Origin of the sequence: Arthrobacter burdickii (genome assembly GCF_030433645.1) — a bacterium.
In the GTDB taxonomy this organism is placed as follows: domain Bacteria; phylum Actinomycetota; class Actinomycetes; order Actinomycetales; family Micrococcaceae; genus Arthrobacter_D; species Arthrobacter_D burdickii.
In genome coordinates this window covers 1,037,725-1,055,447 of record NZ_JAROCG010000001.1, presented here as the reverse complement: position 1 = coordinate 1,055,447, position 17,723 = coordinate 1,037,725, and the positions used below count along the sequence as shown (strand labels likewise).

The following is a 17,723-nucleotide window of genomic DNA, read 5'->3' as shown; positions in this document are numbered from 1 at the left end:
AAGACCTCCCGCGGAAATGTGTCCAAGATCACTTGACGGTCGAATTGTTAGCGTTCACAATGGCTCGCAGGGCACGAGGCCCGGCGCAGCAACGACGGTGCACTTGCTCCTTGCTGTGGTCCCGAAATCAGGAGGCAGCAGTGTTCAAGAAATCTCTCGTGGCGGTCGTCGCAGCAACCCTGGCCCTCACGGCGTGCGGCGGAGGGTCCGACGCCGGTGGCGGTGCCGGTGGCGGTTCCGATGACGGGATCACCATGGGCTTCGCGCAGGTCGGCGCGGAGAGCGGCTGGCGCACCGCCAACACGAAGTCCGTCCAGGACTCGGCGAAGGAGGCGGGCGTCGAGCTCAAGTTCTCGGACGCCCAGCAGAAGCAGGAGAACCAGATCAAGGCCATCCGGTCCTACATCCAGCAGCAGGTGGATGTCATCGCCTTCTCGCCGGTGGTCGAGTCGGGCTGGGACACCGTGCTGAAGGAAGCCAAGGACGCCGACATCCCCGTCATCCTGACGGACCGTTCCGTCGACTCGTCCGACACCTCGCTGTACAAGACCTTCCTCGGGTCGGACTTCGTGGAGGAGGGCAAGAAGGCCGGTGACTGGCTCGTGGAGGACTCCGCCTCGACCGACGGGCCGATCAACATCGTGGAACTGCAGGGAACCACGGGGGCCGCTCCGGCGATCGACCGGAAGGAAGGCTTCGAAGCGGCCATCGCCGCAGATCCGGACCTGAAGATCGTCCAGTCCCAGACCGGTGACTTCACGCGCAGCGGCGGCAAGCAGGTCATGGAGGCGTTCCTCAAGAACACTCCCGACATCGACGTCGTCTACGCCCACAACGATGACATGGGCCTCGGCGCCATCGAAGCCATCGAGGCCGCCGGCAAGGTACCCGGCAAGGACATCAAGATCATCACCGTCGACGCCGTCAAGGACGGCATGACGGCGCTCTCCGAGGGCAAGATCAACTACATCGTGGAGTGCAACCCGCTCCTCGGCGATCAGCTCATGGACCTGGCGGAGAAGGTCGTCGCCGGTGAGGAAGTTCCGGCCCGCGTCGTCACCGAGGAGTCGGCCTTCACCCCCGAGCAGGCCAAGGAAGTCCTCGCCAGCCGCGAATACTAGGCCGGCAACGGCATCGGCCGGCCTGCGGGCAGGTCGGCCGGGCGCCATCCCCGGGATGCGGTGGGCACGCCCACCGCATCCCGCGAGAGAAATGACAGCACATGAACGAGATCGTCCCCGTGGTGGACATGAGCGGCATCTCCATCGAGTTCCCGGGCGTGAAAGCGCTGGACGCCGTGGATCTGCGCCTGTTCCAGGGTGAAGTCCATGCCCTGATGGGAGAGAACGGCGCCGGGAAATCGACGCTCATCAAGGCGCTGACCGGCGTCTACCCGATCGACAGCGGGACGATCACCGTGATGGGCGCGGCGCACCGCTTCTCCAGCCCTGCCGAGGCGCAGGCCGCACGCATCAGCACCGTGTACCAGGAAGTGAACCTCTGCCCCAACCTGTCCGTCGAGGAGAACATCCTCCTGGGGCGCGAACCCCGGCGGCGCGGCGGCATCCACTGGAAGGAGGTCCGGAGGAAGGCGAGGGAGGTCCTCGACCAGCTGCAGCTCGGGCACATCGACCCCGGGTCCGTCCTCTCCACGCACTCCATCGCCATCCAGCAGCTCATCGCGATTGCCCGGTCGGTCCAGGTCGACGCCAAGGTGCTCATCCTCGACGAACCGACGTCGAGCCTCGATGCCGATGAGGTCCAGCAGCTCTTCACCGTGATCAGGGCGCTCCGGGACCGGGGCGTGGCCATCCTGTTCGTCTCGCACTTTCTCGAGCAGGTGTACGAGATCTCGGACCGCATGACCGTCCTGCGGAACGGCAGGCTCGTGGGCGAGTACAGGACGCGGGAACTGCCGCGGATGGGACTCATCTCGAAGATGATCGGCAAGGAGATGGATGCCCTCGCGGAACTGGAACGGGCCGAGAGCCGCCGGCAGCCGGGCCGGCAGGACGAGGCGCCGGTGCTGCAGGCCCAGGACCTGGGGCGGAAGGGATCGGTTCGGGATGTGACGGTCGCCCTCCATGCAGGAGAGATCCTGGGTCTCGCCGGGCTCCTCGGCTCCGGGCGCACGGAGACGGCCCGGCTGCTGTTCGGCGCGGACCGGGCGGACCAGGGACGCCTGAGCATCGACGGCACTGCGCAGGCCTTCCGCAGTCCGCGTGCAGCGATCAACAAGGGGATCGCGTTCTCCTCGGAGAACAGGAAGGAGGAGGGACTGATCGGCGATCTGTCCGTCCGGGACAACCTCGTCCTGGCGATGCAGGCGAGCAAGGGCTGGCTGAGAAGGGTTCCCCGCTCCACCCAGGACCAGCTGGCCGAGAAGTTCATCCGGGCCCTGGACATCCGTCCCGCCAACAAGGACGCGCTGATCCGGAACCTCAGCGGCGGCAACCAGCAGAAGGTGCTCCTTGCACGCTGGCTGATCACCAACCCCCGGCTGCTCATCCTCGACGAGCCCACCCGGGGCATCGACATCGGCGCGAAGACCCAGATCCAGAGGCTCATCAGCAGCCTCGCGGCGGACGGGATGTCGATCATCTTCATCTCGGCCGAGCTCGAGGAAGTGCTGCGCCTGAGTGATCACATCGCCATCCTCAAGGATCGGCAGATGGTCGACCACATACCGAACGACGGAGTCACCATGGAAGACGTCATGACGATCATCGCGGGAACGCACGCATGAATGCCCTGCTGAAGCACCGCCTCACCTGGCCGGTACTCGCCCTGGTGCTGTTGCTCGTGCTCAACCAGCTGTTCCGCTCGGATTTCCTGTCCGTCCGCGTCCAGGACGGCCACCTCTACGGCAGCCTGATCGACATCCTCCGGAACGGGGCCCCGACGATCCTCATCGCCCTCGGCATGACCCTCGTCATCGCCTCCCGCGGTATCGATCTGTCCGTGGGAGCGGTGGCCGCCATCGCCGGAGCCGTCTCCTGCACCTACATCTACAATTCGCCCGACCCCTCGTCCCTCCGGACGGCGTCCGTCGGCGTGGCCATCGCCGTCGTCGCGGGCCTGGTACTCGGGCTGTGGAACGGATTCCTCGTCTCGGTGATCGGCATCCAGCCGATCATCGCCACCCTCGTCCTCATGACCGCCGGCCGCGGCCTGGCGCAGCTGGTGACGGACGGCCAGATCATCTCCGTCTCGAACGACTCCTACCAGGCGATCGGAGCAGGCTTCTTCCTCGGCCTCCCCATCTCGATCCTCATCGCGGCAGCCGCCTTCGGCGTCGCCGGCCTGCTGACCCGCCGGACGGCGCTCGGAACCCTCATCGAAGCGGTCGGCATCAATCCGGTCGCCAGCCGCCTCGCCGGGCTCAGCGCCCGCAGCATCATCTGGACCGTCTACGTCTTCAGCGGCCTGTGTGCCGCCATCGCAGGCCTCATGATCAGCTCGAACGTGACCGCGGCGGATGCGAACAACGCGGGTCTCTACATCGAGATGGACGCGATCCTCGCCGTCGTCATCGGCGGCACCTCGCTGGCCGGTGGGCGGTACAGCCTGGTGGGGACCCTCGTGGGGGCCCTGATCATCCAGACCCTCACGACCACCGTCTACACGCTGGGGATCCCACCCGAAGTCACCCTCGTCTTCAAGGCACTGGTCGTCATCGTCGTCTGCCTCCTGCAGTCCAGCAAGGCGCGGGACCTCCTTCGACGGCGCAAACGTCCCGTTGCCCAGCAGTCCGGCGTGAAGGTGGCTGTCTGATGTCCGTCCTCACCCGCACCGCGGCCCCCCTGGGCCGCGCCCGTATCGGCCGCCTCCAGGGCAAGGCCCGCTATGCACCCACCCTGGCGACCGTCGGGCTGTTCCTCGCGATGTTCGCCATCGGGGCCGGCATGTACCCGGGCTTCCTGTCCGGGCAGGTCTTCCTCAACCTCCTCATCGACAACACCTTCCTGATCGTGCTCGCCGTCGGCATGACCTTCGTCATCCTCACCGGCGGGATCGACCTCTCGGTCGGGTCCGTCGTCGCCCTCTCGATGATGATCGCGGCCGCGCTCCTGGAGGCCGGGTGGAACCCCTTCGTCGTGATAGCCCTCGTACTGCTCACCGGTACGGCCTTCGGCCTGCTCATGGGCCTGGTCATCCAGGTCTTCGAAATCCAGCCGTTCATCGTCACCCTCGCCGGGCTGTTCCTGGCGCGCGGCCTCTGCTACGTGATCAGCGTGGACTCCATCACCGTGACCGACCCGTTCTTCACCGCCATGGCGCAGGCACGCATCCCGCTGGCCGAGAAGCTGTTCGTCTCTCCCGGAGTCGTGATCGCGCTGGTCGTCGTCGCTGTCGCCTTCTACGTCCTGCACCAGACCCGGTTCGGGCGCACCGTGTACGCCATCGGCGGTGGGGAGTCCTCAGCGCTCCTCATGGGACTGGCCGTCCCGCGGACGAAGGTGCTCGTGTACGGGATCAGCGGTCTGTGCTCGGCGATCGGCGGGATCCTCTTCTCCTTCTACAGCCTCTCCGGGTACAGCCTGGCGGCGACCGGCATGGAACTGGATGCGATCGCTGCCGTGGTGGTGGGCGGCACGCTGCTCACCGGCGGGTACGGCTACGTCCTCGGATCCCTCGCCGGCGTGCTCGTCCTCGGCATCGTCCAGACGTTCATCTCCTACGAGGGGACCCTGAGCTCCTGGTGGACGCGCATCGTGATCGGCGCCCTCCTGCTCGCCTTCATCCTGCTGCAGAAGCTCTTCTCCCGGAAGGTGAAGCTCGCCTAGCGCTTCTCGGACGTACGTGCGCCCGGCCTCACCAGGTGGTGCGGACGAAGTCCCGGTGCATCTCCGTCTGGGTCAGCGCCGAGAGCAGCTGGAAGCCTTCCAGCCCCTTCCAGCCGGCGGTCCAGGTCAGCCGTGAGGCGATGTCCCAGATGCTCGGCCCGACGGATTGCGGATCCGCGTCCGCCTCCGCCAGGACTGCGGCCACTTCCCGGGCGCGCCTCAGGTGGTGCTCCGCGCACTCCTCCGCCCGCCCGGCCAGCCCCCTGAACCGGTAGCCGTGTCCCGGCAGGGCCTCGTGGTCCGGGAAGCGGCGCACGCGGTCGATCGATGCGAGGTAGTCGGCAAGCGGGTTCGACGCCGTCGGGCCGCCGAGTCCGAGGCCGGCGAACACCGTCGGCAGCACGTGGTCGCCCGTGAAGAGCAGGCCGCGGTCGTCGTCGCGGAGGCAGATATGTCCGGCCGTGTGGCCGGGTGTCGCCAGAACCTCGAGCCGGAACCCCGGGACGGGCAGGACGTCACCGTCGGACAGCACGCCGTCCACGGCCAGGGCGAGTCCTTCGGGCGACCGGTCGACGTACTGGGCGAGTTCGCTCCGCCGCTCCCCCGGGACGCCCCACCCCTCCAGCCTCCCCATCACCTCGTCGGTGTCGAGCACCCGGGTGCTGTGCCCTTCGAGTGCGCGACGCTCGGTGCCGTGCATCGCGAGCTGCGCCCCCGATGCGTCCCGCAGCCGGGCCGCCATGCCCACGTGGTCGGGGTGCAGATGCGTCCCGGTGATGCCGGTGACGGCCCCGGCCCCGGAACTCCCCGGGGCGATCTCCGTGAGGGCCGCGGTGAGCCGGTCCCAGTTCGCGTCGGAGTCCCAGCCCGGGTCGACGACGTGGACGCCCCCGTCAGCACCCTGCAACAGGTAGGTGAAGGAGTAGGCGAGGTGGCCGCCGGGCATGGGTTGCGCGAGGGCCCAGACGTCGTCGCGCACCCGGTCCAGGGGCGGGAGCTCACCGCGCCCGACGGCGTCCGCCTGGCGCGTGCTGGTGCTGTCCATGAATCCTTCCGGGTGGCCTGGTCCCATTCAACCAGTCCGGTGCTCCGCATCGGCGTCCTGCCGACGCCAGAACGCCCGCCCCCGCGCAGTGCGGAGGCGGGCGCTCAGCGCGAATGCGTCAGCCGCCGAACAGGGCCGCGACGCGCGTGAGTGTCTGGAAGACGCCGTAGGCGAGGGGAACTGCCACGAGGGCCCAGACGGCGGCGATGCGTGCTCCGGCCATGTCAGGCCTCCTTTGCGAATTGACGGGGTGTGTCACCGGCGGGTTCGTGGAAGCGGGAATCCACGGGCCGGACGAGCAGGTTGGCGATGAAGCCCACGATCAGCAGCCCCACCATGGTGAGCAGCGCGGGCTGGTAGGCGGCGGCCGTCAGCTCGCCGGGCGTGCCCTGCGAGTCGAGGATCCCGTTCACGATCAGCGGCCCGGCGATGCCCGCAGCGGACCACGCGGTGAGCAGGCGGCCGTGGATCGCGCCGACCTGGTAGGTACCGAACAGATCGCGGAGGTACGCCGGCACGGTGGCGAATCCGCCGCCGTAGAAGGAGATGATCACGAAGGCGAGCACGACGAACAGCAGGGTGGTGGACGATCCGGCCAGGGCCAGCACCACGTAGAGGACCGCTCCGACGCCGAGGTAGATCATGTAGTTGCGCTTGCGTCCGAGGATGTCCGACGTCGTGGACCACACGAACCGCCCACCCATGTTGCCGATCGAGAGCAGGCCCACGAAGCCGCCGGCGACCGCGACGGACACCGCCGTCGTGCCGTCCGCGCCGCGGAAGAAGTCCTGGATCATCGGCGAGGCCTGTTCGAGGATCCCGATGCCGGCGGTCACGTTGCAGAACAGGACGATCCAGACGAGCCAGAACTGGCGGGTCTTGATCGCGTTGGCCGCGGACACGTTGTCGGTGGTGATCAGCGGCTTGGACTTCAGCTGGGAGGGATCGAAGCCGTCGGGCTTCCAGCCGTCGGCCGGCACCTTGATGGTGAAGGCGCCGAACATCATGTACACGAGATAGATGGCTGCGAGGGTCAGGAACAGCTTCCCGACCGCGTCACCGCTGGCCACCCAGCCCTCGGTGCCGGAGTTCGGGTCGTACATGCGGAGCAGCTGCGTGGACAGCGGGCTCGCGATCAGCGCGCCGCCGCCGAAGCCCATGATGGCCATGCCGGTGGCGAGGCCGGGGCGGTCGGGGAACCACTTGATCAGGGTGGACACGGGTGAGATGTAGCCGATGCCGAGGCCGATGCCGCCGATGATCCCGTACCCCAGATAGACGAGCCAGAGCTGGTGGGTGAAGATGCCCAGCGCTCCCACCAGGAAGCCGGAGGTCCAGAACAGGGCGGAGGTGAACATCGCCTTGCGCGGCCCGTGGCGGTCCACCCATGTGCCCAGGACGGCGGCGGACAGGCCGAGCATCACGATGGCGATCGAGAAGATGATGCCGATCTGCGTCAGGCTCGCACCGAAGTGGGCCGTCAGCGCCGTCTTGTAGACGCTGGTCGCGTACGCCTGTCCGATGCACAGGTGGACGGCCAGCGCGGCCGGTGGAATGAGCCAGCGGTTGAACCCCGGTGGCGCAATGCTGTGGTCACGGTCGAGCCAGCCCATAGAGTGCCTTCCTTGTCAGCGTGAGTGGCCGCCCCCCGGCCCTGGTTGATCCAAGGTAAGTATGCTGTGCGTCACACCGGGAGGGGAACATCGAACGGCAGGCGGTATCCGTCGAGCGCCGAACGGCGTTTCCACCGATAATTGCCCAGTGGGCTTAGTAATCCCGCCTAGACTGGCACCCATGGCTACGACACACCAGGTTCCGGACACCCGACTGAAGCGAGGCATCTCAGGGCCGCTCCTGTACCTCTTCATACTCGGCGACGTCCTGGGAGCCGGCGTGTATGCGCTGGTCGGCGTGATCTCGGCCGAAGTCGGCGGTGCCATCTGGATGCCCCTCATGGTGGCCCTGGCCCTGGCCCTCCTGACCGCGGGATCGTATGCCGAACTCGTGACGAAGTACCCCAGGGCGGGCGGCGCCGCGGTATTCGCCGAACGCGCCTTCCATAAGCCGTTTCTCTCCTTCCTCGTGGGCTTCTGCATGCTCGCGGCGGGCGTGACGAGCGCCGCGGGCCTCGCACAGGCCTTCGCGGGCGGCTACCTCACCACCTTCATCGACGTACCCGCCGTTCCCGCCGCCCTGGTGTTCCTCGCCCTTCTGGCCGTGCTGAACATGCGCGGCATCAAGGAGTCCGTGCGCAGCAACGTGGTCATGACCGTCATCGAGGTGTCCGGGCTGGTTCTGGTCGTCGTCGTCGTCGGCGTCTTCATCGCCGGAGGCAACGGGGACATCTCGCGCGTCAACGAGTTCCCACCCGGGGTCAGCGCCGCATCCGCCGTCCTCGCCGCATCCCTGATCGCGTATTACTCCTTCGTCGGGTTCGAGGTGTCCGCCAACGTTGCCGAGGAGGTCCGGGACGTCAGCCGCGTGTACCCCAAGGCCATCTTCGGTGCCCTGCTGACGGCCGGCGTCGTCTATCTCCTGATCGGACTCGCAGCTTCCGCGGCGCTCGCCCCTGAGGAGCTCGCCGGGTCGAGTTCGCCCCTGCTCGACGTCGTGGCGGCGACGGGCGCGGGCATTCCGGAGTGGCTGTTCAGCCTGGTAGCCCTCATCGCCGTGGCCAACGGCGCCCTGTTGACCATGATCATGTCCAGCCGGCTCACCTACGGGATGGCGGAACAGGGGCTTTTCCCGTCGGTCTTCGACCGCATCCTGCCCCACCGCCGCACACCGTGGGTCGCCATCGTCGCGACGACGCTTGTGGCCATGGCCCTGACACTGACCGGCGGGCTCGAATCGCTCTCCCAGACGGTCGTCCTGCTGCTCCTGTTCGTATTCCTGAGCACCAACATCGCCGTCATCGTGCTCCGGAAGGACGAGGTGCAGCACCAGCACTTCCGCATCCCGGTGGTGTTCCCCTACCTCGCGATCGCATCATGCCTCCTGCTCCTCACGCAGCAGACAGGCGAGATCTGGCTCCGGGCCGGCATCCTGCTCGCGCTGGGGCTCGCACTGTACGGCGTCCAGCGGTTCGTGCGGGGCCGGGCAGTGCAGCCCACCGACCAGTAGCCCCGCCGGCAGGCGAACTGCGGTCCCGGTTGTCCCGCGCCCGGTAACCGGAATAATTCCTCCGGATACCGGGTTGCCGCCTGCAGGAAGCAATCCAGTACGAGGAGCAGCATGACCAGCAGCATCCAGATCCAGCTCGTCCGCCGTCCGGTCGGCACCCCCTCTCCAGCGGATTTTCGAACAGTCACCGTGGACCTCCCGGAACTCGGCGAGGACGAAGTGCGCGTCCGCAACGAGTACGTGTCCGTCGATCCCTACATGCGGGGGCGCATGAACGACGCGAAGTCCTACGTCCAGCCCTTCGGCCTCGACGAGACCATGACCGGCGGTGCGGTGGGCAGGGTCATCGAGTCGAGGAGCGACACCCTTCCCGTCGGGACCGCGGTTCTCCACGGCTTCGGCTGGCGGAACGTCGCCCAGGGCCCTGCGCAGCAGTTCTCACCCCTGCCGGAGACGGGACTGCCCCTGTCAGCCTTCCTCGGGGCGGCCGGCATGACCGGGCTCACTGCGTACGCCGGGCTGAAGCGCGTCGCGGCCCTTCGGGAGGGTGACGTCGTCTTCATCTCCGGCGCCGCCGGCGCGGTCGGCTCCATCGCCGGGCAGATCGCCCGCAAGCTCGGGGCCTCACGCGTCCTCGGCTCGGCCGGCTCGGCGGCGAAGGTGTCCCTGCTCAAGGACAGGTATGGATACGACGAAGCGTTCAACTACAAGGACGCTCCCGTACGGCAGCAGCTGCGCGCCCTCACGCCGGACGGCATCGACGTCTACTTCGACAACGTGGGCGGCGACCACCTCGAGGCCGCCCTCGACCGGCTCAACACCGGCGGCCGCGCAGCGCTCTGCGGAGCGATCTCGCAGTACAACGACACCGGGCGAACGCCCGGCCCGGACAACCTGGCGAATCTCGTGACGCGGTCACTGAAGCTGGAGGGATTCATCGTGGGGCAGCACCAGGACCTGCAGCCGGAGTTCGCAGAGAAGATGACGCAGTGGCTGACGGAGGGCAGCGTGGTGTTCGACGAGACCGTGGTGGACGGCATCGAAAATGCCGTCGACGCCTTCCTCGACATGATGAAGGGCGCCAACACGGGGAAGATGCTCGTTCGCCCCTGACCGCCGGCGTCGCAGCCGTGCCCGGATCGCTGCGCCACCGGGACCGGCTGCGATACTGGCGGCATGACCGTCGCCTTCACCTGCACCACGACCACGCCCATCGGGCAGTCAGAACTGTTCGAACGCTCCCGGAGCATCGATGCTCACACCGGATCCATGCGCTTCTCGCGTGAGCGCGCCGTCGGCGGCGTCACGAGCGGCCTGATCGGCCTGGGTGAGCAGGTCACCTGGCGAGCCTGGCACTTCGGCCTCCCCCTCCGGATGACGAGCATCATCACGGAGTTCGACGCCCCGTCCCGCTTCGTCGACGAGCAGCTCCGTGGCCCGTTCCGCGCCTTCCGGCACGTCCACGAGTTCAGCACGGCCGACGGCACGACGACGATGATCGACAGGATCGAGTTCACGGCACCGTTCGGGGTGGTCGGCACGGCGGTGGAGCGCATCCTGCTCCGCCCGTACGTGCGCCACCTCATCGTGGTGCGCAACAGGTTCCTGACGACGGCGCCGGCTAGTCGTCTCCGGCTGCCCGCAGCGTCGCCTCGAGCCGTACCCGCTGGTCCGCCGGCAGGAGAGTGCGGTACTGGGGGAACTCCGTAAGGAACTCCCGGACCCTCGGGCAGTAGGGGACGACGGCGATGCGCCGCTTGTGGGCATTGAGGAGCACCTGGCGGATGAGTGCCGGTTCGACGTCGACGGCGTCGAACCGCGGATCGACGACGGCCTGGATCAGGACGGCGTGCGATCCCTTCATCTCGTACTTCACATGGCCCACCATGGTGCCGTCACTGAAGAGTTCGAAGCGCGAGAACAGGGAGTTGTCGCGGAAGCCGCTGCGCGCCGTGACGGGCGCGGTCCGGGCCTCGGCCTGTACCTCACGCCGCTCGATCTCCTCGACCAGCACTTCGTAGCGGTGCAGTGCGTCCATCGGCGGGAAGTCCCGGTCGAGCAGACGGTACATCTGGTTGCACAGGACCCGGAGTTGACGGGTGGATACGGCGGCGAGGTCGCCGGGGAACTCCGACTCCTCCACCCTGGGGGTAGCACTGGGGGAAACGCGTGGAACCGCGCCCCACCCGAGCTGCTCCGACTCAGCCAGCTGAGCGGCCTGCGGATGGTAATCGACAAAAGAGGAAGTTTCCATGGTCAGCTCCACTATGGTGGTTCGATGGCCCGCTGCTAGGCCCTGCCGAAACTATAAACCCATTCCTGCTCGAAATGAAATTAAGTAGCCTTACTATTTCTTCGGCGGTGCACCTCCGGTGCGTGAACACCCCTTGAGCCAAAGTTGAGCATTCCTGCGGGAGCCCTTGAGAGGGTGAGGACTACGGTGAGCGGGATCGCCGCGCCGGCCGGGTGCGTAGACACCGCGCACCAGAGGAGCCCGCCTTGCAGTTCCAGACCGCCTCCACGGCCATGACGGCGTCATCCCTGACGCTGCCTGACGTGCACCTGCACTACCTCAATTCCGGCGGCTGCTTCGATGAACTGGAGGTCGACGCCTATCTCCACGGCCTCACTCCGCTCCCCCGTGAGGAGCGGGACTGCATCGCCCAGGCCGTCAACGAACTGATCGACGACGTGCTGGCCACGGGCGCCTCCGGGCCCCTGCCGCGCGCCTCCTACAGCAGCGCACCGGCAACGCGCGGCATCTCCTCCACGCGCGCGCGGCAGCAGCGGCTGGTCGGCTAGCCGTACCGTCCGGGAAGGTGCTGCACCCCGTCCGAGGCGATGCGTAGCAGGTCCTGCTCCGTGTTGACGGGGTGGCGGCCTGCGGGAAAGGCTGGGGGCTGACACCGACCCCTCGAGCAGGAGCCCCACCATGGCACTCGCCCCCACCGTCCAGCTGCGCAGCGGCGCCCGCCTCCCCCTCCTCGGCCTCGGCACCTGGCCGCTGAACGACGACGAGGCGGCGGAGACCGTGAGCCTCGCCATCGAGACCGGGTACCGGCTCATCGACACGGCGGAGAACTACCGCAACGAGAAGGGTGTGGGCGAGGGGATCCGCCGGTCCGGAGTTCCCCGCGAGGAGTTGTTCGTCACCACCAAGTTCAACAGCGAGCACCACAGCATCGACGGCGTGCGCCGCGCCTTCCGGGCCAGCACCGAGCTGCTGGGCCTCGACTACGTCGACCTGCTGCTCGTGCACTGGCCCAACCCCGGTCAGGGTCGCCACGTCGAAGCCGTACAGGGCATCGCGAAACTGATGGAGGAGGGGCTCGTGCGCGCCGTCGGCACGTCGAACTACAAGCCCGCCCACCTGCAGCAGGTTCTCGACGCCGGCATCGTGCCCGACGTGAACCAGATCCAGCTCGACCCCCAGCGCCCCCGGATCGAGGAGCGCGCGTTCCACAACGAGCACGGGATCGTGACGGAGTCCTGGAGCCCGCTGGGCCCCGGCAGCGGTCTGCTGGAGGATCCCGGCATCGTCGCGATCGCGGAAGCCCATGGCAGGACGCCCGCACAGGTGGTGCTGCGCTGGCACGTACAGCAGGGCATGGTCGCCATCCCGAAGTCGTCGAACCCCCAGCGGCTCGCGCAGAACCTCGGCATCTTCGACTTCGAACTCTCGGGCGCCGAACTGGCCAGCATCTACCTGCTCGACACGGGGAGTGCCGAGATCGTGGATTCGGACGCCTTCGGCCACTGATCCCGGCGCAGCCGCCGCTGGAATCCCTTGACACGCCATCCGGCCGCCGCGAAGGTAGTAAGCACGCTTAGTTCTTGCGTGCGGCCCGGTAATGCGTGCCGCACGCGGGAGCATCGACCGGAAGGAAGATCAGCATGGCGGACGAACCAGGCAACCAGACACCGAACACCCCCGACGTCAGCGAGACGGAGCTGCGGGAGATGAAGGTCGACGAGCTCCGCGAGGAGGCAAAGGAAGAGGGTCTTTCAGGAACCTCCGGGATGCGGAAGGGCGAACTCGTCGACGCGGTGGCCCAGGCGAAACAGGAGCACGCCGACGGGTCGGGGGCCGAGGATCCGAAGGCCGGCAAGGACTCGGGCGGCGAACCCGCCGATGCCTCCGAGGATGTCGGCGCCGGCCCCGACGGCGGCAGGATCCGGACGGGACCCGAGACCTCGAAGTCCCTGAAGTACTCCCAGGAGATCACCTCTCCCGACGAGGATCCCGAGCGTGAGGGCCGCAGCCTCGCGACAACGCACCACGAGGTCATCAAGCAGTGGGCCGAGGCACGGAACGCCCGGCCGGCCACCGTGGAGGGAACGGACCACGGGGATCATCTCGGCGTGCTGCGCTTCGACTTCAACGAGGACACGGACAAGCTGCGCCACGTGAGCTGGGAGGAATGGTTCCGGACCTTCGACGAACGCCAGCTGAACTTCATCTACCAGGAGCAGCGCAAGGACGGGAACCAGTCCAACTTCTTCATCCTCGAGAGCCCCAACCGCGAGGACGCCTGAGCGCCGGAAGGGTCCGGGCGGGAGGACAGAACGGCATATCCTTGGCAGTGCGCCCTTCCCGCCCGGCGGCCGAGCATTCCTGACGGCACTGCTGCGGGACGATCGGACACCCGCACCCAGTACCGAGAGGACACCTACGCTTGCTCGAGATCGCCGTGGTCCTCGCTGCCGGTTTCTGGGCGGGCATGATCAATGTCGTCGTCGGTTCCGGCACCCTGGTGACCTTCCCGGCCCTCCTGCTCTTCGGCTACCCGCCGATCGTCGCCAACATCTCGAACAACATCGGGCTCGTGGGCGGCGGACTGTCCGGCTCATGGGGCTACCGTCGGGAGATCGCCGCGAATCGGGGCCTCCTGCTGCGGCTCCTGCCCCTCTCCGTCCTCGGCGGGATCGCGGGGGCGCTGCTGCTGCTCGTCCTGCCGGCGGAGGCCTTCCAGGCGATCGTGCCCATCCTCATCCTCGTGGGCCTCGCCATGGTGGCTCTTGCTCCGCGCGTCCAGCAGGCCGCAGCGGCGAAGGCCGGGGAGAGCGCGCCCGCTGCGGGGCCGTCGCGCCGTCGGTCCCTGCTCCTGCTCGCCGGCATCGGCGTCCTCGGCATGTACGGGGGTTACTTCGGCGCCGCCCAGGGCATCCTGATCGTCGGCCTGATGAGCATGGTCACGATCGAGAGCCTCCAGCGCATCAACGCCATCAAGAACGTGCTGACCACGGCCGTCAACGGGGTCGCGGCCATCACCTTCATGGTGTTCGCCTGGGAGTCCATCAACTGGTCCCTCGTGCTTCTCATCGCCGTCGGCGCCACCCTGGGTGGCCTTCTCGGCGCCCGCGTGGGCCGCAGGCTCTCCCCCCTCGCGCTGCGTGCCACGATCCTCGTCATCGGCACCGCAGCATTGATCCGCATCGTCTTCTTCGCCTGACCCACCACCCCCGAACCCAGGAATCCCATGCAACGCTTTGCCTGCGCCGTCTGCGACGCGCCCCTGTTCTTCGAGAACTCCCAGTGCCTCGCCTGCGGCACACAGCTCGGCTTCCACCGAGGGGAGCGCGCCATCGCGCCACTGGACGACGACGGCGCGTACCGCGATCTCGAAGGCCAGCTCCTCCGGCGCTGCACCAACCTCAAGCTGTCGGGGTGCACCTGGCTCGTGCGGGAGGAGGGCGACAAATGCTTCAGCTGCAGCCTCACCCGGTCCCGGCCCGAGGACCACGACACCACGGGGCTCGCCCAGTTCCTCGACGCCGAACGCTCGAAACGCCACCTGATCTACGAACTCGACGTGCTCGGCCTGCCCATCGAGGACAGGATCCAGAACCCCGAGCGGGGACTCGCCTTCGATCTGCTCTCGAGCGTCGAGGAGAAAGTGGTGATCGGGCACCAGAACGGCCTGATCACCATCGACCTGGCCGAGACCGTCGACTCCCACCGCGAGAAGATGCGGGCCAAGCTCGAAGAGCCCTACCGCACCATGCTGGGACACTTCCGGCACGAGACCGGCCACTACTTCGAGGGCACGCTCGTCTTCTCCGATCCCGCCCTGACCGAAGATGCCCGCAGCATCTTCGGTGACGACCGCGCCAGCTACAAGGACGCCATCAAGCGGCACTACGACGAGGGAGCTCCCGAGGACTGGAAGAAGGAGCACATCTCCCAGTACGCGACGATGCACCCGTACGAGGACTTCGCCGAGACGTTCGCGCACTACCTGCACATCTGCGACACGGTGGACACCGCCCTGCAGTACGGGCTCGCCTCCGGTCCCGGCCCGAATACCTCGGAGGACTTCGGCGACGTGGTCCGGGAGACCTGGATCCCGCTCTCCGTCGCCCTCAACCAGGTGAACCGCAGCATGGGCGCCAACGACCTCTACCCGTTCGTGCTGCCGCCGGCCGTCATCGCCAAGCTCGATTTCGTGCACAAGCTCCGCGTGCGGGTCGGACACCCGGTCGCCGGATCGGTCGCGGGATAGCGGTGGGTCGCCGGGACTCCCGAGGTCCGGGCGGAGCGCAGCAGGGGGCTCAGGGCCAGAGCAGCTCCCGGCGCCAGCCCTCCCCGAACCGCGTGTAGAGCAGGCGCATGTGCCTGCGTTCCTGGTCCGCCTGCCAGAATTCGACGGCGTCCGGTGCCACGGTGAAGACCGTCCAGGTGGTCGAGGCGAGACCGTCCGCGGCCTCGATCCGATGCACCTGCTCCTCGACGGCCGCCTCGAGGTCCTCCCGGCTGCGCAGCACCGCGCTCTGGCTGCCGGCGAGGACGAGAGCACGGGCTACGGGATGGCGGCGCTGGAAATCGGCGTCGTTCTCCTCCGTGGTGCCGGTCGAGACGGACCCCCGGATCCTCACCTGACGGCCGGCCGCCGGCCAGAAGAAGGTCAGCGCCGCCGCCGGGTGCTTCCTCAGCTGCCGGCCCTTCGGACTGTCCATGCTGGACGCCACCTGCCATCCGGCGGACGTCACGTCCTTGAGGATCACCACACGCGCATCCGGCACGCCGTCCTCTCCTGTCGTCGCGAGGTTGACCGCGTGGGGCGCCGCGATGCCGTCCTCCACCGCGCGTTTCAGCCACTCGACGAAGAGGTCGACGGGCGAGGCCGGCGCGGCCCCGGGGTCGAAGGGCGGCATCTCCTCGGGGAAGACGGGTACGCCACGGACGACATCGCGGATCAGGCCTGGCTCACTCATGCGGCCAGCCTAACCGGGCCGCCTGCCGGCGTGGGCAGATCCACCGGTTCCGAATCGTCAAGCCGTGCCCGGGAGGGCCGGCCCCGACATGCCACCGGAAGCCACGGCATAGAGTCGTGAGATGCCAGCCCACCAGGACCAGTACGTAGGACCACGCGACCTCACGCGGTGGTCGTCGCCGATCGGCCGCCTGCTCGTCCGGTGCGTCCGCCCCCTCGCCCGGTGGGTCGGACCCCATACGGCCCTGCTGCTCATCATCACCATCGGCGGAGGAGTCGCCGCGGCGCTGACGGCGGCCTCCGCCGAAGTGTACGAGTCCGTCGTGGACGCCGACGGGGTCGCCGCCCTCGACCACCCGGCCCTCGACCTCGCCGTGTCCCTGCGCCAGGACTGGCTCAACGCCTTCATCACGGGATACACGAACATCGGCGGGCCGATCGGGATGCCCATCCTGGCGGTGTCGATCATGGTGCTGCTCGCGGTCCGCCGCAGGTCCTGGACTCCCGTGATCCTCCTGCCCGCGGCGGCCTTCGGCTCCCTGCTGATGACCATCGCGGGCAAGGACGCGATCGGGCGCCTGCGGCCTCCGATCGAACTCGCCGTCCCGCCCTATGAATCCTCGCCGTCGTTCCCCAGCGGACACTCGCTGAACGCCGTCGTCATCGCGGGCATCGTGGCCTACCTCCTCGTGCTGCGGCAGCACCGCAAGCGCACCCGGGCCCTCACCATCGTGCTCGCCGTCCTGTTCGCCACGACCATGGGGCTCAGCCGCGTCTACCTCGGCCACCACTGGCTCACGGACGTGCTGGTGGCTTGGACGCTCGGCGTCGCATGGATCGCCGTCGTCATCACCGCCCACCGACTCTTCCTGACGTTCCGCCTGCGCAGGTCGGCCCTCCGTGGCGCTCCCGCCTGAACCGCCGCCGGCACGGGCCGCACGCCCGCTACGGCGGGACGCCCAACGCAATCGTGCGGTGGTCCTCACTGCGGCGCGGCGCATGTTCGCCGCGCACGGGGCGGAGAGCAGCTTCGAGGACATCGCACGGGAGGCAGGGGTGGGGGTGGGCACCGTCTACCGCCGGTTCCCGGACCGCCGCGCACTCATCGAGGCGATCCTCGAACAGCGCGTGGACGACGTCGATGCGGTGGCGAGGGAGGCGCTCGCGGCTCCCGATCCGTGGGTGGCGGTGCGGTTCTTCGTCGGCTCCGCCGCCCGGATGCAGCTGGAGGACCGCGGCCTGCGGGAGCTGCTGCACGACGCCGGCTTCGTGTCGGCCGGGCTCGCGGTGCTCCGCCGGCGCATCGCCCCGGCTGCCGAGGAGCTGGCCCTCCGGCTCAGGACCGAGGGCGCGGCGAGGCCGGACCTCACGGGGAGGGACCTGCTCGTCCTCATCCGCATGCTCGGCTCCCTCGCCCCCGACCGTCCGGCGCCGCGGGCCGGTGAGCCGGTCAGGGAGCCGGTCGGGGAGGCGGACGGGGAGTTCGAGCGGTACCTCGGACTCGTCCTGGCCGGGCTCCGCCGCCAGACGTCCGGAGATGGTTAAGCAGAACCG

At 68.2% G+C, this 17,723-nt stretch carries 19 protein-coding genes; 14 read left to right on the top strand and 5 right to left on the bottom strand.

What is annotated here, in order from left to right:
* Positions 1-140: 140 nt before the first annotated feature.
* The 4 genes from P5G52_RS04895 (at position 141) to yjfF (ending at position 4,787) form a co-directional block, all read left to right on the top strand.
* The gene (locus tag P5G52_RS04895; protein WP_301225181.1) at positions 141-1,121 is read left to right on the top strand and encodes an ABC transporter substrate-binding protein; all 981 of its coding nucleotides are present in this window, start codon (positions 141-143) and stop codon (positions 1,119-1,121) included.
* A gap of 101 nt (positions 1,122-1,222) precedes the next feature.
* Complete coding sequence (locus P5G52_RS04890) at positions 1,223-2,746, top strand: sugar ABC transporter ATP-binding protein (RefSeq protein WP_301225180.1); 1,524 nt, start codon at positions 1,223-1,225, stop codon at positions 2,744-2,746.
* Positions 2,743-3,774: an ABC transporter permease gene (locus P5G52_RS04885; RefSeq protein WP_301225179.1), complete on the top strand. Its 1,032-nt coding sequence runs from the start codon at positions 2,743-2,745 to the stop codon at positions 3,772-3,774. The genes P5G52_RS04890 and P5G52_RS04885 overlap by 4 nt, the downstream gene beginning before the upstream one ends.
* On the top strand, positions 3,774-4,787 hold the full coding sequence (gene yjfF, locus P5G52_RS04880) for a galactofuranose ABC transporter, permease protein YjfF (protein ID WP_301225178.1): 1,014 nt from the start codon (positions 3,774-3,776) through the stop codon (positions 4,785-4,787). The genes P5G52_RS04885 and yjfF overlap by 1 nt, the downstream gene beginning before the upstream one ends.
* Before the next feature lie 28 nt (positions 4,788-4,815).
* On the opposite strand, the gene P5G52_RS04875 is transcribed toward yjfF, so the two are convergent.
* The 3 genes from P5G52_RS04875 to P5G52_RS04870 form a co-directional block, all read right to left on the bottom strand.
* Positions 4,816-5,832 carry an MBL fold metallo-hydrolase gene (locus P5G52_RS04875; RefSeq protein WP_301225177.1) on the bottom strand — a complete coding sequence of 339 codons (1,017 nt, stop codon included), beginning with the start codon at positions 5,830-5,832 and terminating at the stop codon, positions 4,816-4,818.
* Between the two features lie 118 nt (positions 5,833-5,950).
* A complete protein-coding gene (locus P5G52_RS18355; protein WP_435868641.1) occupies positions 5,951-6,055 on the bottom strand; it encodes an MFS transporter small subunit in 105 nt (34 codons plus the stop codon).
* 1 nt (position 6,056) lies between these two features.
* Positions 6,057-7,445, bottom strand: coding sequence for an OFA family MFS transporter (locus P5G52_RS04870; protein ID WP_301225176.1), 1,389 nt, complete (start codon positions 7,443-7,445; stop codon positions 6,057-6,059).
* A 181-nt stretch (positions 7,446-7,626) separates the two neighbouring features.
* On the opposite strand from P5G52_RS04870, the gene P5G52_RS04865 reads away from it, so the two are divergent.
* The 3 genes from P5G52_RS04865 to P5G52_RS04855 all read left to right on the top strand — a co-directional run bounded on the left by P5G52_RS04865 (position 7,627) and on the right by P5G52_RS04855 (position 10,665).
* Complete coding sequence (locus P5G52_RS04865; protein WP_301225175.1) at positions 7,627-8,955, top strand: APC family permease; 1,329 nt, start codon at positions 7,627-7,629, stop codon at positions 8,953-8,955.
* A 111-nt stretch (positions 8,956-9,066) separates the two neighbouring features.
* A complete protein-coding gene (locus P5G52_RS04860; RefSeq protein WP_301225174.1) occupies positions 9,067-10,068 on the top strand; it encodes an NADP-dependent oxidoreductase in 1,002 nt (333 codons plus the stop codon).
* Positions 10,069-10,131: 63 nt separating this feature from the next.
* On the top strand, positions 10,132-10,665 hold the full coding sequence (locus P5G52_RS04855; RefSeq protein WP_301225173.1) for an SRPBCC family protein: 534 nt from the start codon (positions 10,132-10,134) through the stop codon (positions 10,663-10,665).
* On the opposite strand, the gene P5G52_RS04850 is transcribed toward P5G52_RS04855, so the two are convergent.
* Entirely contained in the window at positions 10,577-11,209 is a 633-nt protein-coding gene (locus P5G52_RS04850; RefSeq protein WP_301225172.1) for a GNAT family N-acetyltransferase, read from the bottom strand. The genes P5G52_RS04855 and P5G52_RS04850 overlap by 89 nt on opposite strands.
* 245 nt (positions 11,210-11,454) lie before the next feature.
* On the opposite strand from P5G52_RS04850, the gene P5G52_RS04845 reads away from it, so the two are divergent.
* The 5 genes from P5G52_RS04845 to P5G52_RS04825 all read left to right on the top strand — a co-directional run bounded on the left by P5G52_RS04845 (position 11,455) and on the right by P5G52_RS04825 (position 15,458).
* Complete coding sequence (locus tag P5G52_RS04845; protein WP_301225171.1) at positions 11,455-11,757, top strand: hypothetical protein; 303 nt, start codon at positions 11,455-11,457, stop codon at positions 11,755-11,757.
* A gap of 130 nt (positions 11,758-11,887) precedes the next feature.
* Positions 11,888-12,715 (top strand): aldo/keto reductase, encoded by an 828-nt coding sequence (locus tag P5G52_RS04840; protein WP_301225170.1) that lies wholly within the window; start codon positions 11,888-11,890, stop codon positions 12,713-12,715.
* Positions 12,716-12,849: 134 nt separating this feature from the next.
* Complete coding sequence (locus tag P5G52_RS04835; RefSeq protein ID WP_301225169.1) at positions 12,850-13,491, top strand: Rho termination factor N-terminal domain-containing protein; 642 nt, start codon at positions 12,850-12,852, stop codon at positions 13,489-13,491.
* A gap of 140 nt (positions 13,492-13,631) precedes the next feature.
* Positions 13,632-14,408 carry a sulfite exporter TauE/SafE family protein gene (locus P5G52_RS04830; RefSeq protein ID WP_301225168.1) on the top strand — a complete coding sequence of 259 codons (777 nt, stop codon included), beginning with the start codon at positions 13,632-13,634 and terminating at the stop codon, positions 14,406-14,408.
* A 27-nt stretch (positions 14,409-14,435) separates the two neighbouring features.
* Positions 14,436-15,458, top strand: a complete 1,023-nt coding sequence (locus P5G52_RS04825; protein WP_301225167.1) for a zinc-binding metallopeptidase family protein — start codon at positions 14,436-14,438, stop codon at positions 15,456-15,458.
* 49 nt (positions 15,459-15,507) lie between these two features.
* Here P5G52_RS04825 and P5G52_RS04820 read toward each other — a convergent pair whose 3' ends face one another.
* Positions 15,508-16,170, bottom strand: a complete 663-nt coding sequence (locus tag P5G52_RS04820) for a pyridoxine/pyridoxamine 5'-phosphate oxidase (RefSeq protein WP_301225166.1) — start codon at positions 16,168-16,170, stop codon at positions 15,508-15,510.
* Positions 16,171-16,291: 121 nt separating this feature from the next.
* Here P5G52_RS04820 and P5G52_RS04815 point away from each other — a divergent pair, with 121 nt between their 5' ends.
* Both P5G52_RS04815 and P5G52_RS04810 read left to right on the top strand, forming a co-directional pair.
* Complete coding sequence (locus P5G52_RS04815; protein ID WP_301225165.1) at positions 16,292-17,086, top strand: phosphatase PAP2 family protein; 795 nt, start codon at positions 16,292-16,294, stop codon at positions 17,084-17,086.
* A 58-nt stretch (positions 17,087-17,144) separates the two neighbouring features.
* Positions 17,145-17,714, top strand: a complete 570-nt coding sequence (locus P5G52_RS04810; RefSeq protein WP_301225164.1) for a TetR/AcrR family transcriptional regulator — start codon at positions 17,145-17,147, stop codon at positions 17,712-17,714.
* The last annotated feature ends 9 nt before the right edge of the window (positions 17,715-17,723 follow it).